Source organism: Suttonella sp., from assembly GCF_056855035.1.
The window spans coordinates 1-15,135 of the sequence record NZ_JBXGGR010000034.1; the positions used below are offsets into that span (position 1 = coordinate 1).

16 protein-coding genes are annotated in these 15,135 nt (G+C 51.7%); 5 read left to right on the plus strand and 11 right to left on the minus strand.

All coding sequences use genetic code 11. The features are described 5' to 3' along the window. Nucleotides 1-231: 231 nt before the first annotated feature. From ACJHVI_RS02965 to ACJHVI_RS03010, 10 genes are all read right to left on the minus strand, one after another. Nucleotides 232-1,419 (minus strand): NnrS family protein, encoded by a 1,188-nt coding sequence (locus ACJHVI_RS02965; protein ID WP_483183138.1) that lies wholly within the window; start codon nucleotides 1,417-1,419, stop codon nucleotides 232-234. A 94-nt stretch (nucleotides 1,420-1,513) separates the two neighbouring features. Further along, nucleotides 1,514-1,906 carry a hypothetical protein gene (locus ACJHVI_RS02970; RefSeq protein WP_483183139.1) on the minus strand — a complete coding sequence of 131 codons (393 nt, stop codon included), beginning with the start codon at nucleotides 1,904-1,906 and terminating at the stop codon, nucleotides 1,514-1,516. 160 nt (nucleotides 1,907-2,066) lie between these two features. Further along, entirely contained in the window at nucleotides 2,067-3,185 is a 1,119-nt protein-coding gene (gene proB, locus ACJHVI_RS02975) for a glutamate 5-kinase (RefSeq protein ID WP_483183140.1), read from the minus strand. Further along, nucleotides 3,175-4,242 carry an Obg family GTPase CgtA gene (gene cgtA / locus ACJHVI_RS02980; RefSeq protein ID WP_483183141.1) on the minus strand — a complete coding sequence of 356 codons (1,068 nt, stop codon included), beginning with the start codon at nucleotides 4,240-4,242 and terminating at the stop codon, nucleotides 3,175-3,177. The genes proB and cgtA overlap by 11 nt, the downstream gene beginning before the upstream one ends. Nucleotides 4,243-4,355: 113 nt before the next feature. Further along, complete coding sequence (gene rpmA / locus ACJHVI_RS02985) at nucleotides 4,356-4,619, minus strand: 50S ribosomal protein L27 (RefSeq protein ID WP_483183142.1); 264 nt, start codon at nucleotides 4,617-4,619, stop codon at nucleotides 4,356-4,358. Between the two features lie 19 nt (nucleotides 4,620-4,638). Beyond that, nucleotides 4,639-4,962, minus strand: a complete 324-nt coding sequence (gene rplU / locus ACJHVI_RS02990; protein ID WP_483183143.1) for a 50S ribosomal protein L21 — start codon at nucleotides 4,960-4,962, stop codon at nucleotides 4,639-4,641. 92 nt (nucleotides 4,963-5,054) lie between these two features. Next, nucleotides 5,055-6,395, minus strand: a complete 1,341-nt coding sequence (locus ACJHVI_RS02995) for a cation:proton antiporter (protein WP_483183144.1) — start codon at nucleotides 6,393-6,395, stop codon at nucleotides 5,055-5,057. Between the two features lie 22 nt (nucleotides 6,396-6,417). Then, nucleotides 6,418-6,657 carry an accessory factor UbiK family protein gene (locus ACJHVI_RS03000; RefSeq protein WP_172459392.1) on the minus strand — a complete coding sequence of 80 codons (240 nt, stop codon included), beginning with the start codon at nucleotides 6,655-6,657 and terminating at the stop codon, nucleotides 6,418-6,420. A gap of 159 nt (nucleotides 6,658-6,816) precedes the next feature. Further along, on the minus strand, nucleotides 6,817-7,221 hold the full coding sequence (locus ACJHVI_RS03005; RefSeq protein WP_483183151.1) for a rhodanese-like domain-containing protein: 405 nt from the start codon (nucleotides 7,219-7,221) through the stop codon (nucleotides 6,817-6,819). Between the two features lie 27 nt (nucleotides 7,222-7,248). After that, complete coding sequence (locus ACJHVI_RS03010) at nucleotides 7,249-7,584, minus strand: carboxymuconolactone decarboxylase family protein (protein ID WP_072281772.1); 336 nt, start codon at nucleotides 7,582-7,584, stop codon at nucleotides 7,249-7,251. Nucleotides 7,585-7,678: 94 nt separating this feature from the next. On the opposite strand from ACJHVI_RS03010, the gene ACJHVI_RS03015 reads away from it, so the two are divergent. Further along, complete coding sequence (locus tag ACJHVI_RS03015) at nucleotides 7,679-8,578, plus strand: cupin domain-containing protein (protein ID WP_483183145.1); 900 nt, start codon at nucleotides 7,679-7,681, stop codon at nucleotides 8,576-8,578. A gap of 5 nt (nucleotides 8,579-8,583) precedes the next feature. Here ACJHVI_RS03015 and ACJHVI_RS03020 read toward each other — a convergent pair whose 3' ends face one another. Next, a complete protein-coding gene (locus tag ACJHVI_RS03020; RefSeq protein ID WP_483183146.1) occupies nucleotides 8,584-9,471 on the minus strand; it encodes a LysR family transcriptional regulator in 888 nt (295 codons plus the stop codon). Nucleotides 9,472-9,553: 82 nt separating this feature from the next. Between ACJHVI_RS03020 and purF the strand changes: the two genes are divergently transcribed. From purF to pgi, 4 genes are all read left to right on the plus strand, one after another. After that, a complete protein-coding gene (gene purF / locus ACJHVI_RS03025) occupies nucleotides 9,554-11,071 on the plus strand; it encodes an amidophosphoribosyltransferase (RefSeq protein WP_483183147.1) in 1,518 nt (505 codons plus the stop codon). Then, nucleotides 11,064-11,786 carry a class I SAM-dependent methyltransferase gene (locus ACJHVI_RS03030; protein WP_483183148.1) on the plus strand — a complete coding sequence of 241 codons (723 nt, stop codon included), beginning with the start codon at nucleotides 11,064-11,066 and terminating at the stop codon, nucleotides 11,784-11,786. Before purF ends, ACJHVI_RS03030 begins: the two co-directional genes overlap by 8 nt. A 79-nt stretch (nucleotides 11,787-11,865) precedes the next feature. After that, nucleotides 11,866-13,482, plus strand: coding sequence for an alpha-D-glucose phosphate-specific phosphoglucomutase (locus ACJHVI_RS03035; RefSeq protein WP_483183149.1), 1,617 nt, complete (start codon nucleotides 11,866-11,868; stop codon nucleotides 13,480-13,482). Nucleotides 13,483-13,490: 8 nt separating this feature from the next. After that, on the plus strand, nucleotides 13,491-15,071 hold the full coding sequence (pgi, locus tag ACJHVI_RS03040) for a glucose-6-phosphate isomerase (RefSeq protein WP_483183150.1): 1,581 nt from the start codon (nucleotides 13,491-13,493) through the stop codon (nucleotides 15,069-15,071). The last annotated feature ends 64 nt before the right edge of the window (nucleotides 15,072-15,135 follow it).

The following is a 15,135-nucleotide window of genomic DNA, read 5'->3' on the forward strand; positions in this document are numbered from 1 at the left end:
CTTTCAACTCATCAGCTCGTCTACGTCTCGAGAGGTGCGCATTATACATTCAACATCCTCCTTTGCAAGCGCCAAATACTTTTATTCCAAACTTTCTTCTCATCAGACTGTTTTTAAGAGAGTTTATTTTTGAGATTTTTACTTCTAGCGCCCTAAAAAATTAAGCGGTTTTTTGTCTGATACGTCAAAAAACCGCTCAATTTGCCCTAAACGACACGCTCTGAGCCCTATTTATCCGGGGCGACCATCGATTCTAGGCGTTGACCAAATAGAAAAATAGCTTATGACCAACATCAAAAAGGCAATTACCCACAGCACTTGCGCATGCACAATCCACACCAGCATTTGCTGCGGTGCGATTAATGGAAGCAAAGCACGGAAAATAGTTGCAGCCACCAATAATCCCAATGCCCAAGGGACGGTTTTAGACGGCTGATGGATATTGCGCCCTGAATGACCAAGACTAACGCGCGCCATCATAGAAAGCGTCAGCAGACCGATACCGCCTACCGCCATCATGTGCATGGCAAGCGAATCTGTAATTCGCGGCACAAACAGACGGAGGAAATACAGGAATTGCCCGAGCACGATTAACCCCATCGAAATAAACATACTCCACAATAAAGGACGCTTCCAGATGCCTTGCGTATGCCAGCCTTGCAAGCGCCATGTTTGTGCCAAAGCGGAAATCAATGCGCATACGCTTGCCGCCGCTTTCCATGGTGTACAGATTTCAAAAATAAAGAAGGCAACAAATCCCGCCAAGCTGATACGATCTATCCATGCACTATTGCGCGGCTCAAAAGGATAGCCCGCGCCATTTTTAATGAAGAAAGGCGTAACGCGGCGCCCAATCGTCAGCACCAAACCGATAATAACGAAAACGCCCAAATATAAACCGTAATACCAACCGATATGCCAACCGAACGCTGCCGCCAGACACAGCATATTCGCTAGAATCATCAAGACGATTTTCGACAAAATTCCCATTTGCCGCCATTGTTTTACTTCAAGAATCGGCTTACCGATACCCCAGAGCAACATCAGCGTAAAGAGCGTATCTAATAACACCGCTAACCATAAACCTTGCGGAAAGACAATAAAAATCGCGCGCGCCGCCAACCACGGCATCCACATTAGACACAATGATTTTCCTGAAGGCATTGCCAGACCGGTCCAATTGCCGACCGCCGTTAAGAGAAAACCCGCCACAATCGCCATAGCATAGCCGAAAACCATTTCATGCCCGTGCCAATATTGCGGCAAAATGCGCACATAGGCGCTTAGATCAGCGCTGCGGTAGATAAAAATCCACAGCGCCATACTTAATGCCGCATAAAATGCGCCGCTGGCAAAAAAAATCCGGAAACCGAGATTAAAAATCGCTCTATTTGACAATTCATTCAGAAACTTATTCATGATTCATTCCCCGTAAAATAATGTCAGCAGCATAGCGCATTTGTTCAATATGCTCATTGATACGCATCAAGCGAATTTATATGCAGGATTTTTCTTATTTAAACCAATAATAAACGAGCACCGACAGAATAAGTACAGACACAAAAATCAGTGCATACAAAATATAAGGCGGCGATTTCTTTTCGACAATCGCTTGCTCAGGGTCGCGCAACCACTGCGCCTGCCACTGATCTTGTTGTTTTTCTGCTTTGATTAATACGCGCTGATTCAAACGCGGAGCAGCTGCGGATTGCCAAGCTTCGCGATCAAACGCCACTTCGGTTTGACAAGAATCCACCCACACTGTTCCGCTGCGGTTTTTCGGATCCCATGCGATGATTTCACCAAAAACCCCCAAGCGCTCCGTCAGCATATCTTCCGCACACAAACTCAAATCGCCGACGCCGTAGGGACGTACATTCACCGCAGTAACAATGACACCTATCATTTCTACTTCAAAACTCAGCAACACTCCTGCTGAATCTCACTAAGCGGCGGAGTAAAATTTTCTTGCTTAACCAAAACATTGCGTCCATCGGGCAAATCCACATAACCGCGACGGCTGCTATCCAATCATTGCGTCAATTTTCCATTGATACGGTTTTTCATCAGACTAAGACCAAATTATCACGATGAATCAAGGTTTCGCCATGCACCAATAAGCGCGCGACTTCCTGACTGTGTTTGCCGCACAGAATACGGCAATCTTCGCTATTGTAATTAGACAATCCGTGCGCCAATTCTTCGCCTGCCATATTGCAGCAGCGCAGCAATTCCCCGCGCGCAAACTCGCCCTCCACGCGCCGTACGCCAATCGGCAGCAAACTCTTATGCGACTGGGTCAATGCCTGCACCGCACCGTCGTCCAAATACAACGTTCCCTGCACCTGCAATTGGCTACCCAGCCATTGCTTGCGTGCTTGCTGGCTATCTGCCGGCGCCAGAAACAGCGTGCCGATATTTTCCGCGCCAACCGCTTGGCGAATTACTTCCGGTTCGCGCCCGTAAGCCAAGACCGTATGCGTGCCGCTGCGCGCCGCTTTCTGTGCCGCCAAGACTTTCGTGTACATACCGCCGGAACCCAAAACGCCACCGGTTTTACCCGCCATTGCCGGCAAAGTCGGATCATTAGGATCCACTTGCTCAAGAAATTGCGCATCTGTATGTTCGCGCGGATTTTTGTTATACATACCGCGCTGATCGGTCAGAATCAGATAAGCACCAGCGGTCGTAATATTTGCCACCATCGCGCCTAAATTATCATTATCGCCGAAGCGGATTTCCTCAAACGACACCGTATCGTTTTCATTAATAATCGGCACAATCCCTAAGCGGCACATCGTCTGCAAAGCCGAACGGATATTGAGATAACGGCGGCGATCGGCGGCATCGTCATGCGTAAGCAAGACCTGCGCCACGCGAATATTATGCGCCGCAAAAGCCTCCTGCCAAGCGCCCGCTAAACGCATTTGCCCCACCGCCGCTGCGGTTTGCAATTCAGACAATTCCGTCGGACGCTTCTGCCAGCCTAAAACCTGCATACCTACCGCAATCGCCCCCGAACTGACCACCACAAACTGCTTGCCGTCTTTGTGCAAAGCCGCCATTTGCGCCACCCAGTCCGCCAAAGCCTCCATATCCAAAGTTTCTCCGCCGCGTGTAATCATCGCGCTGCCCATTTTGACCACCCAGCGATTGGCATGCGCCAAATATTGACTACGACTCATCAGACGCCTCCGATATTGCGCTGGATGATAAAAATTCCTCATCCGCCTTCATTTGCTCAAGTTTTTGCATCACATCGGCGCATAATTGCTGCGTACCCTCGCCTGTCGCCGCCGAAATGCGATACACAGGACCTTGCCAGCCGATTGCCGCCACAATCTCCGCCTCGCGCGCCGCCTGTTCCTCAGCAGGCAAAGTATCCATCTTATTCAAAACCAGCCAACGCGGAATCTCGACAAACACCTCGTCATATTTCCCCAATTCCGCATCCACCTGCTGAAAATCCCGCACTGGGTCTTGCGAATCGCTCAAAGGCGAACAATCCAAAACATGCAATAACAAACGGTTACGCGACAAATGACGCAAAAACTGATGTCCTAAACCCGCGCCTTCCGCCGCCCCCTCAATCAAACCCGGAATATCCGCCATCACAAAACTTTGCAACATTCCCACGCGTACTACACCCAAATTCGGGTGCAAAGTCGTGAAAGGATAATTGGCAATCTTAGGTTTTGCGGAAGAGACAGCGGAAATCAAAGTAGATTTTCCTGCATTCGGCATACCGAGCAAACCCACATCGGCAAGCAATTTCAGTTCCAAACGCAACTCGCGTCCCTCGCCCGCCGAGCCCGGCTTGGATTGGCGCGGCGCGCGATTAACAGAACTTTTATAACGCGTATTGCCCAAGCCGTGAAAACCGCCCTGCGCCACCAACAGCGCCTGCCCATGCTCGGTAATATCGCCGATCAACTCATCCGTTTCCGCTACATAAACCTGCGTACCGACCGGCACATCAATCACCAAATCCTCGCCACTTTTGCCGCTCTTATTACGCCCCTCGCCGGGCTGACCGTTTTTCGCCTCAAAACGGCGGTTAAAACGGAAATCCGCCAAAGTATTCACACCCTCATTGCCGCGCAAAAACACACTGCCGCCATCACCGCCGTCGCCGCCATCAGGTCCGCCGAACTCAATAAATTTCTCACGCCGAAAGCTCACAATCCCGTTGCCGCCCTTGCCCGCTTGCACGAAAATCAAAGCCTCATCTACAAATCTCATTTTTCCCTCATTACCGCCGCAGACGGTATATCAATAAGCCCGCCATTATGCCACAAGCTCAAATACCTATAAAAAAAGCCTCGCAATGCGAGGCTTATGCAGATTGTTGCGAATTAGGCTTCAACCGTTTCGATGCTGACAAACTGACGTTTGTGCGGACCGCGCTTGCTAAATACCACGCGACCGTCTGCTTTAGCGAATAAAGTGTGGTCTTTGCCCACGCCTACATTCTCACCGGCATTAAAAGGTGTGCCGCGTTGGCGAACCAAAATGCTGCCTGCTGATACCAATTCGCCGCCAAAACGTTTTACGCCAAGACGTTTCGCTTTGGAATCGCGTCCGTTACGGCTGGAGCCGCCCGCTTTCTTGTGTGCCATTATTCACTACTCCTATAAATTATTCGGTTTTGCCGTCAATTGCGCCAATCAATACTTCCGTATAGTTTTGGCGATGACCTTGTTGCTTCATAGAATGCTTACGGCGACGGAATTTGATGATTTTAATCTTCTTGTGACGACCGTGCTCAACAATCGTTGCGCTTACCGCTTTACCTGCCAAATAAGGTGCACCGACCGCTACGTCGCTTTCGCTCGCCGCAATCAATAAAACCTTATCGAAGGAAATGCTGTCGCCGGCTTCGCCAGCCAGTGTTTCCACGCGTAATCGTTGCCCAGGCTTGACTTTATATTGTTTACCGCCGGTTTCGATAACTGCAAACATAGTGTTTTCTCCAAATAAATGCGCTTGCGCGCCCAAAAAGTAAAGGCGGCAAATTATACACAAAATCTGCCGCTTGGCAAGCAGTCACTGCGCTAATCCCCTGTCTTGCGCGCAGCGCCCAAACGTCGTTCGGCATTTGTCTCGCTAGCAGAAGCGGCAGCGGAAAACTCGCTTAGCCGCGGATCACGGTATTCATTCCCATGCGTTGCTCTTTGCCCTGCCACACGGGCAACCGTCGTACCTTGTACCAAAATCGAAAATACGACCACTGCATAAGTCATCCATAAAATCATGTTTTTCGCCTCACTGTCGGGCAAAGTCAGCGCCATTGCCATCGACAAACCGCCGCGCAAGCCGCCCCAAGTCATGATGCGAACCGAGCGCGGTGAAAAGTAATACCATTTTTTCAAAACCGCCACTGGCACAATCACACTGATCCAACGTCCGAACAAAACGATCGCTACCGAGATCACGCCCAAAAAGAAAATATGCGTCGTCAGCGGCACAATCAACAGCAGCAATCCCACCATTACAAACAGCAAGGTATTGAAAATTTCATCTACTACGCCCCAGAAATGGTACAAAGCTGTGCGCCCTTCCTCGCTCATTTTACGATTGCACAATCTGCCGAAAAACAGTCCGACACAAACAATGCTGATGGCAGGCGATACATGCAAAGCCTCCGCCAATTCGAAACTGCCGAACACCAAAGCTAAGCTGATCATAATTTCTACATGCGAATCGCGCGCCTGTTGCAGCAGATAAAAAGCCGCATAACTACACAAGACCGCCAAAACAAAAGCTCCGCCCACGCTTTTAATAAAAAACATCGAGACTTCGCCGGCGCCCATACTCTCGGAATGCACCGCCATTTCAAAGAAAAAGGCAAAGACGACAAAACCAATGCCGTCATTAAATAAAGACTCGCCCGTAATATCCATGTCCAAGCCTTTCGACACGCCAATTGAACGTAAAATCGCCAATACGGCAATCGGATCGGTCGGTGAAATCAAAGCGCCGAAAGTCAGGCAATACACCATCGACAGCGGCATTCCCAAGAGATAATTCACAAACACATACGCCAAAATGCCGACCGTAAAAGTCGAAATCAAGACGCCCGCCACCGCCAGCACCGTAATCACGACCAAGCGCGGCTGCAACTCATCAAAATTGATATTGATGCCGCCGGCGAACAGCAAAGCCCCCAACATACCGTGAATTAGCGTGTGGCTGAAATTCAGACTCGCCACTGACTGCGTAATCTGCTCGATCTGAAAAATACCGAAATGCTTTGCCAACAATAACAACAAAGACGCACTCAAGGCCAAAAGCATTACGCCGATAGAGCGGTGCATCCGCAAAATGCGATCATTAAAAACAGAAAAAACAGCGCTGACGACTAAGACCAGCGCAAAGATAAAAGGCAATGACATGAAACAACATCCCGCAGGAAAATTATTCCGCCGCTTCCAAAGCCGCCAAACGCGCTTCCAATGCCGCAATCTGGCGGTTTAACTGCGCGATTTGACGCTGCTGCGCCTCGAATTGCGCGCGCGGCACCAGATCGAAACGGCTGAATTGCGCCTGTGCCGCCTGCTTGATTGTGGATTTAACCTGTGCCTGCACAGGTCGCAGAGGCGCAGGCGTGTGCATTTCCAACTGATTGATAAAAAAGGCTAAAGGATTGGTTTTCATCGCAACGCTCCAAGTAAAGAAATGCCGCATAGTGTATCATGGCGTCATTCGACCAAAGATAATTCTTTTGCGGCACAGTGCGGATGCTAAGGCATTTATCTCGAGAGTATCGACATGATATAAAAAGATTTCTTTTTAAGCTCTCAAGCTCTGATTAGCTCAGCGCAAACCTTTCTCGACCAATTCCTCATAGCCGCCATGATTGGTAACATTGGTATAGCCTTTCTCTAAGAGCAGCTGTCTTGCGATTTCCGAACGTCGTCCGCTGCGGCAATACACATGCAAAGGGGCGTCTTTATCAGAGCTCAAGGCTTCGATGGCTTGCGCAATCTGATCGACGGGAATATTCACGGCATCTTCCAAATGTCCTTGGGCAAACTCTTCTGCGGTGCGCACGTCAATCCATATCCCTTCGGCTTTGACTGCCGCTTTATCAGCCGATTCGGCAGCCGCTGTTTCGCTAGCCGCCGTCGTAGGCTGTTCGACCGCCGCCTGCGCCCAAGCACCGAGCGACAATAAGGGCAATGCCGCCGCGATTAAGGCATTTCTTAACAAGGTATTCATCATCTTCCCCGAAAATTGAAATAGCGATTATTTTTGCGCTTCAACAGCTTCTAAAGCGCGCAAAGCATAGGTATAAGCCGCTCCCGCATTCAAAGCGATTGCGGTTGCCAAAGCACCGGCAATTTCGCTTTCCGTGGCGCCCAATTTCGCCGCTTTCTCGGCATGGACGCTGATGCAGCTTTCGCAGCGCGTAGTAATCGCTACCGCGATGGCAATCAATTCCCGCGTTTTTTCATCCAAAGCCTCTGCCGCTGCCGCTTGGTCTAATGACAGATAAGCCTGCAACATTTTGGGATGATTTTTACCTAATTCGCCAAAAGATTTTTTGACATGTGCGGTATGGGCGTTCCAATCGTTAAACATCATATGCTCCTAAGTTTCTCATTGAAGAGCGGGCATTATGCGACTTTTTTCGCTATCATACCCATCAAATCCTCTCATGTTGTAGGCAAAAAAGATGGACTTTCTCGATCAACTGATTCAGCTGGCACAGATTCGCGGTCAAGCGGATATTCATTGCCGCCTGCAAGGCGATTGGTCGATTCCGCATGAGCAAAAGCAGGGGCAGGCCAATATGCACATCATCAGCCGCGGCAGCGGTTGGCTGAATATCGCAGGAGAAAAAGAAGCCCGTGCAATTAAGCAGGGCGATATTCTGTTCTTTCCGCAGGCGCATACGCACCGCTTGAGCAGCAGCGATAATCCCCTGCATCGGCAAGAAAAGATACACAGCCGCAAGCAAGGCGTGTTTACCCTGAACTACTGCGGCGATTATGCGCAAGCCGATATGGAGTTTTTCTGCGCCGTTTTTCATTATGAAGCGAATGCGGCGCTTTTCCGCGCCCTGCCGCAGATGATTGCCCTCAATGTCGAGCATCCCGCCCTGCAAACCTTAAGCCGGCTCTTGAAAAATGAAGCCGATAAGCATGACGAGGGCGCCGCATCGCTGATTCACGCCTTATCTTCGGCATTATTCATCATGATTATCCGCGCCTATCTTGCCGACTCGCCTGCATTGCCCGAGGGCATTATCAAAGCCGGACGGGAACCGCGCCTACAGCCTTTAATCCACGCGATTATGCACAATCCCGAGCAGGATTGGACGATTGAAAAACTCTGCGGATTAGGACACCTCTCCAGAGCGCAATTGATGCGCCTGTTCAAGCAGCATCTCAATATCAGCCCCTATGCCTTTATCTTGCAAACCCGTTTGCAAAAAGCCGCTCATTTGCTCAAAAACAGCCAAGACAGCATTTTAAACATCGCCCTGCTTTCAGGCTTTAACAGCGAGACCAATTTCGGCAAAGCCTTTAAAAATTACTACGGTATCAGTGCCGGCGATTACCGCAAACAATAAAGGCTTCAGGCATTATCATGCGCCACGCATTGCGCGATAAAGCCTTTGATGTAATCAATCTCGGCGTCATTTTCGCGAATGCCCAAATAGATATGTTTATGAATGCCGGTGCCGATGGATTTGCTGACCAGCGGCAAATGCGCAAACTGGTTTTCCAAAAGCCAACCCGGCAAGGCGGTAATACCGCGGTTTGCCGCCACCATTTCCAGCAGGATTTCCGTGGTTTCCACGCGCTTATGCAGGGCGACGTTTTGCTTGGCAGGCAGTAGAAATTGCTGAAAAACATCCAGTCTTTCCGTCGGTACGGGATAAGTGAATAAAGTTTCATTGCTCAAATCCGTCGCTTCAATCGCTGTTTTCGCCGCCAAAGGATGCGAGGCGTGCATAGCGAGCTTGAGTTCGTAAGGAAAAGCCGGCGTGAAAATCAATCCTTCGCGGAACACGGGATCAGGGGTAATCAGCACGTCAACCTCATAAGCAAACAGCGCGGCAATGCCTTTGAATTGAAATTGCTGATGCACGTCCAAATCCACATCCGGCCATTGCTCGAGATAGGGACGCACATTGCGCAGCAGCCATTGATAGCAGGGATGGCATTCCATGCCGATGCGCAGACTGCCGCGCAACCCTTGGGCAAAGCGGCGCAATTCCGTCTCGCCGCGCTCGAATTGCGGCAAGAGCCGCAACGCCATTTGATAAAGATAGTCCCCTGCGCGCGTCAGACGCACCCGTCTGCCGTCTTTTTCCCAAATCGGCGTGCCTAATATATCTTCCAGTTTTTTGATAGTATGGCTTAGGGCAGGTTGCGTGAGATGCAGGGCATCGGCGGCATTGGTCAGGGTGCCGGTTTCCATGACGGCGGCGATAATGGCAAGATGATGACGGTCGAGCATCAAAACTCCTCATAAAAAAGCCTGTTTAGGCAGGCAATGCTTTGCATTATAATGCCTTCCTTTTTACGGCGAGAGAAAAACCATGTGTGCGATTGTTGGTATTGTTGGAAAAAACCCTGTCAATCAGGCATTGTATGATGCGCTGATTATGTTGCAGCATCGCGGTCAAGACGCAGCGGGCATTGTCACAAGCGACAATGGCCGCTTTTTTATGCGCAAATCCAATGGCTTGGTTACCGACGTTTTCGGCGAAAAACATATGCGCCGCCTTATCGGCAATATCGGCATCGCGCATGTGCGCTATCCCACCGCCGGCAGCGCCAGCAGCGCCGAAGCCCAGCCGATGTACGCCAACTCTCCCTACGGCATCGCCCTCGCCCATAACGGCAATCTGACCAATACCTCCGACCTCATCGCCGATATTTTCCGCAGTGATTTGCGCCATATCAATACGCGCTCGGATACGGAAGTTCTGCTCAATATCTTTGCCCACGAACTCGCCCATGAAGCGCATATTCCGCCCACGCCCGAGCAAATCTTTGCCGCAGTTGCGCGCACGCACCGCCGCGTACGCGGCGCTTATGCCGTAGTCGCCCTGATTAGCGGCTACGGTTTGGTAGCCTTTCGCGACCCCTTCGCCATTCGTCCGCTGATTTACGGCAAACGCGAAAGCGAGGGCGGTACGGAATACATGGTCGCCAGCGAATCGGTGGCATTGGAAGCGCAGGGCTTTGAAATTATCCGCGACGTCGAACCCGGCGAAGCCTTAATCATCACCGAAAACGGCGAACTGTTCAGCCGACAATGCGCGGACAATCCCGAGCGCGTGCCCTGCATTTTCGAATACGTCTATTTCGCCCGCCCTGATTCCACCATCGACGGCATCAACGTCTATAAAGCGCGGTTGCGCATGGGCGAAAAACTCGCCGAACGCATCAAAAGCGAATGGCCGGATCACGATATCGACGTCGTCATTCCCATTCCCGACACCAGCCGCGCCTCCGCCATCGAACTCGCCAACCAATTGGGCGTGAAATTCCGCGAAGGCTTTATGAAAAACCGCTACATCGGTCGCACCTTCATCATGCCGGGGCAAACCCTGCGCAAAAAATCCGTGCGGCAAAAACTCAATGCCCTGCCGCTGGAATTCCGCTGCAAAAACGTACTCTTAGTGGACGACTCCATCGTGCGCGGCACCACCAGCGAACAAATCGTGCAAATGGCGCGCGAAGCCGGTGCTAACAAAGTCTATTTCGCCAGCGCCGCACCGCCTGTGCGCTATCCGAACGTGTACGGCATCGACATGCCCACCCATGAAGAACTGGTCGCCCATCAACGCGAGCCTGAAGAAATCGCCGAACTCATCGGCGCGGACAAAGTCATCTACCAAAGCCTGCCCGATTTGATAGACGCCTGCCTATCCACCAAACACCGCCTTGCCGAACGCTTCGACTGCTCCGTCTTTGACGGCAAATACATCACCGGCGACATTGATGAGCACTACTTCGCCCGCCTTGCCGCCGAACGCGCCGACAACCGCAGCGCCCGCCACAGCCCCATCGGACAAACGCCGATCGATTTGATGAATGCCAATGACTAAAGCCCTTGCCCTCGGCACCTATCCGCCCACTGCCGACGAAAAGGCATGGCACATCATCGAGCAGGCGCCGGCGCAAGACTTCTATCTGGCGCAAAACCCGCAAAGACTCTGGCAACTCTGCCGCGATGGCATCAAACCCCTGCATATCGACTTTTCCAGCGCATATTACCGTCATCGCGGCGGCACGGAATACCTACCCAAAGCCTTTAAAGGCATGGCGGGCGGCAGCATTATCGACGCCACCGCCGGCTGGGGACGCGACGCTTGGCTGCTCGCCTACCGCGGCTTTCGACTTACCCTCTGCGAACGCAATCCCTATCTCTACATACTGTTAAAACAAGCCGTCGAACAAGCCCGAGAACTGCCGCTGACCGCCGCCGTCGCCGCCAGAATAGAAATTGTTCACCACGACAGCCGCGATTTTCTCGCCGCTAGCGGCGCACAAGCCGACGCCATCTACCTCGACCCCATGTATCCGCAGCGGCAAAAATTCGCCAAAGTCAAAAAAGACATGCAAATCCTGCAGGCCCTCTTAGGCGCGGATGCCGGTGAACAAAGCGATAACGCGCAATTATTAGATAGCGCACTCAATAGCGGCTGCCCGCGCATTGTCGTCAAACGTCCGCAAAGCGCCGAACATTTGGGCGGCATCGCTCCGCATCACAGCATCGAAGCTCCCAATACGCGCTTTGATATTTATCTAAGCCGAATATAGGCTTAAATTGTTAATACTTGCTTGTCAAAATAAGGCAAAACCCCTATAGTCAGCAGTTCATTCAATCATGGGAATTATCATGCCACATATTATCCAAGCCTTTAATACTTTTACGGATCAACGTCCCGGCACTTCAGGGCTGCGCAAGCCCGTCAGCCATTTCCGCCAGCCGCATTACACCCAAAGTTTCATCCAAGCCATTTTCACGACGCTTGGAGCAAACGGTAAAACCATCGTCATCGGCGGCGACGGACGTTTTTATAATCAGGAAGCGATTGAAATTCTGATTAAAATGGCGGTGGCGCAAAACGTTAAACGCCTGATTGTCGGCGAAAACGGATTGCTTTCCACCCCTGCGGCATCGCATGTCATCCGTCATTATCAAGCCGATTACGGCATCATTCTTTCCGCCAGCCATAATCCGGGCGGCGAAAACGGCGATTTCGGGATTAAATTCAATTTGCAGGCGGGACAGCCGGCGCCTGAAAGCGTGACCGAGCGCGTATTTGAAAACAGCAAAATCCTCAAAGAATATGTGATTGCCGATATTGCCGTGCCGGCTTTGCAGCAAGGTAGTTATACTTTGGGCGAGACGCAGATAGATGTCATCAGCAGCACGGCGGATTACGCCGATTTGATGGAAAGCCTTTTTGATTTCCCCAAAATCAAAGCCTATTTGGCGGCAAAACCGCTGGTTTTTGATGCCATGCATGCCGCCACTGGTCCGTATGCGCAGGAGATTTTCGCCAAGCGTTTGGGCTTGCCGGAAAAATATCTGATTAATACGACGCCCAGCCCCGATTTCGGCGGCGGACATCCTGACCCGCAGCCCTCGCATGCGCAGGATTTGCAGGCGGCGATGGCTCAGTTTCCCGAAGCGCTCATGGGCGCGGCGAGTGACGGCGACGGCGACCGCAATTTAATCATGGGACGCAAGCAGATAGTCAATCCCTGCGACAGTCTGGCGATTATCGCCGCCCTGCATGAACATATTCCCTGCCTGAAACATCTCAGCGGCATCGGTCGTACTATGCCGACCAGTCGCGCGGCAAATGCGGTGGCTCAAGCCAAAGGCATGCGCTGCTTTGAAACGCCCACCGGCTGGAAATTCTTTGCCAATTTGCTCGATGCCGACAAAATCCAATTATGCGGCGAAGAGAGCTTCGGCACCGGCGGCAATCACGTGCGCGAGAAAGACGGCTTATGGACGGTCTTATGTTGGCTGAGCCTATTGGCGGCTACCGAACAAAGTCCCGATGAAATTCTGCAAGCCCATTGGCAGACTTACGGACGCCATCATTTCAACCGCTTTGACTACAGCGAATTGGAGAAAGAAGCCGCCGAAGCGATGCTGGCGGACTTCGCCGCTGCGCTGAAAAAACGCATTGGCGAGAGTTTGCAAGGCTTGGTGCTGACCCATGTCGGACAATTTGATTATACCGACCCGACCAATGGCGAAATCAGCAACAATCAAGGTTTGCAGATTCAATGCGGCGACCGTGCCCGCATTATCTGCCGTCTCTCCGGAACCGACACCCGCGGCGCCACCCTGCGCATCTACTGCGAATATTGGCAGATGCCGGGCGAAAGTCAGGCGGCATTAGCCGGCACGACGCACAGCCTTGCCGCAATGGCACAGAATTTAATGGATTTGCAAGGTCGCTTCGGTCGCAGCCAACCCAATAACATTGCTTAGGAGCACATATGAGCCATATTGATGAAAAATTGCGCGACCATGCCGCGCATATCAGCCAAAAAACCTTAGTCGAACTCTTTGCCGAGGAACCGCAGCGCGTGCAAGTCGCTACTTTCCAAGTGGCAGGCATCTATGCGGATTTATCGAAAAACCACATCAATGCGCAAACCGGCGAATTGTGGACGCAATGGGCGGCGCAGGCCGGCGTAGCGGAAGGCATTGCGGCGGTCGTGCGCGGTGATAACGTCAATACGGGCGAACACCGTCCCGCCCTGCATCATGCCCTGCGCGCGCTGGCAGAAGGGGAGTTTGTAGTCAATGGTATTGACGTGAACATTGAAATCCGTGCCGCACGCCGCCGCATGCAAGACTTTGCCGAACGCATTCGCGGCGGCACATGGAAGGGCTATCGCGATGAAGCGATTAGCGATGTGGTGCATATCGGCATCGGCGGCTCGGAGCTTGGCCCGCGCCTCCTATGTGAAGCCTTTGCTCATGAAGCGGACGGCCCGAAAATTCATTTCCTTGCTACGCCGGATCCCGTGCAATTGCAACATCTGATGCGCACGCTTAATCCTGCCACTACTTTGCTGATTGTCGCTTCAAAAAGTTTTGGCACGGAAGAAACCCTTGCCAATGCCGATATTCTGCGCGCATGGCTGCGTCAGCACGGCGGTGAAGCGGCGGATAATCAAATGCTTGCCATCTCCGCCAATGTAGATAAAGCCGCCGCCTTCGGGATTGCCGAAGAGCGTGTTCTGCCTTTCTGGGATTGGGTCGGCGGGCGTTTCTCTTTATGGTCTGCCATTGCGCTGCCCTTTATCCTGCAAAACGGCTATGCCGCCTATGAAAAACTCTTAGCGGGCGCACATGAAATGGACAAGCATTTCCAAACGGCGGCGATTGCGCAAAATCTGCCGGCACAACTCGCGCTCTTAGATGCTTGGTATAACCACTATTTCGGCATCAATAACCGCGCCTTGATTTTATACGCGCACAGTCTTGCCGCCTTTCCGCAATATTTGCAGCAATTGGATATGGAAAGCCTCGGCAAACGTGCCAACCGCGCCGGCGAACCTTTGGACAAACCCAGCGGCTTAATTATTTGGGGCGGCACCGGCACCGAATCGCAACACGCCTTCTTCCAATTGATTCATCAGGGACAGCGCCGCATTCCGCTGGATTTCATCACCGTGAAAAAAGCGCCGCAGGGCTTGGAAAAAGCCGCGCATATTGTACACGGACACTGCTTGGCACAAGCCGAAGCGCTGATGCGCGGACGCGATGAAAGCGATTTGCAAGACCTTCCTGCCGCCGAACGCTATCAACGCACTTCTCCGGGCAACCGTCCGAGCTCGACATTGATTCTTGATGAATTAAGTCCGCAATGTTTGGGCGCGCTGATTGCGTTGTACGAACACAAAACCACCGTTTTGGGCATTTTGTATGATGTGAATGCCTACGACCAATGGGGTGTGGAATTGGGCAAAATTCTGGCAAAAGGCACCGAAGCCAGCTTGGCGGGCGAAATCGGCGCGCATCATGATGCTTCCACCGCCGCATTGCTCAAGCATCTTAAATCTTCCTAATTTTTTATGGATTCCTAAACAAAACGGCGACCGCTCAGCGGTCACCGTTTTGTTTATCGAAGCA

Excerpts from the sequence above, each read along its gene's own strand:
- ACJHVI_RS02965 (WP_483183138.1), bottom strand. The coding sequence starts at position 1,419 with ATGAATAAGTTTCTGAATGAATTGTCAAATAGAGCGATTTTTAATCTC.
- ACJHVI_RS02970 (WP_483183139.1), bottom strand. The coding sequence starts at position 1,906 with ATGATAGGTGTCATTGTTACTGCGGTGAATGTACGTCCCTACGGCGTC.
- proB (WP_483183140.1), bottom strand. The coding sequence starts at position 3,185 with ATGAGTCGTAGTCAATATTTGGCGCATGCCAATCGCTGGGTGGTCAAA.
- cgtA (WP_483183141.1), bottom strand. The coding sequence starts at position 4,242 with ATGAGATTTGTAGATGAGGCTTTGATTTTCGTGCAAGCGGGCAAGGGC.
- rpmA (WP_483183142.1), bottom strand. The coding sequence starts at position 4,619 with ATGGCACACAAGAAAGCGGGCGGCTCCAGCCGTAACGGACGCGATTCC.
- rplU (WP_483183143.1), bottom strand. The coding sequence starts at position 4,962 with ATGTTTGCAGTTATCGAAACCGGCGGTAAACAATATAAAGTCAAGCCT.
- ACJHVI_RS02995 (WP_483183144.1), bottom strand. The coding sequence starts at position 6,395 with ATGTCATTGCCTTTTATCTTTGCGCTGGTCTTAGTCGTCAGCGCTGTT.
- ACJHVI_RS03000 (WP_172459392.1), bottom strand. The coding sequence starts at position 6,657 with ATGAAAACCAATCCTTTAGCCTTTTTTATCAATCAGTTGGAAATGCAC.
- ACJHVI_RS03005 (WP_483183151.1), bottom strand. The coding sequence starts at position 7,221 with ATGAATACCTTGTTAAGAAATGCCTTAATCGCGGCGGCATTGCCCTTA.
- ACJHVI_RS03010 (WP_072281772.1), bottom strand. The coding sequence starts at position 7,584 with ATGTTTAACGATTGGAACGCCCATACCGCACATGTCAAAAAATCTTTT.
- ACJHVI_RS03015 (WP_483183145.1), top strand. The coding sequence starts at position 7,679 with ATGGACTTTCTCGATCAACTGATTCAGCTGGCACAGATTCGCGGTCAA.
- ACJHVI_RS03020 (WP_483183146.1), bottom strand. The coding sequence starts at position 9,471 with ATGCTCGACCGTCATCATCTTGCCATTATCGCCGCCGTCATGGAAACC.
- purF (WP_483183147.1), top strand. The coding sequence starts at position 9,554 with ATGTGTGCGATTGTTGGTATTGTTGGAAAAAACCCTGTCAATCAGGCA.
- ACJHVI_RS03030 (WP_483183148.1), top strand. The coding sequence starts at position 11,064 with ATGACTAAAGCCCTTGCCCTCGGCACCTATCCGCCCACTGCCGACGAA.
- ACJHVI_RS03035 (WP_483183149.1), top strand. The coding sequence starts at position 11,866 with ATGCCACATATTATCCAAGCCTTTAATACTTTTACGGATCAACGTCCC.
- pgi (WP_483183150.1), top strand. The coding sequence starts at position 13,491 with ATGAGCCATATTGATGAAAAATTGCGCGACCATGCCGCGCATATCAGC.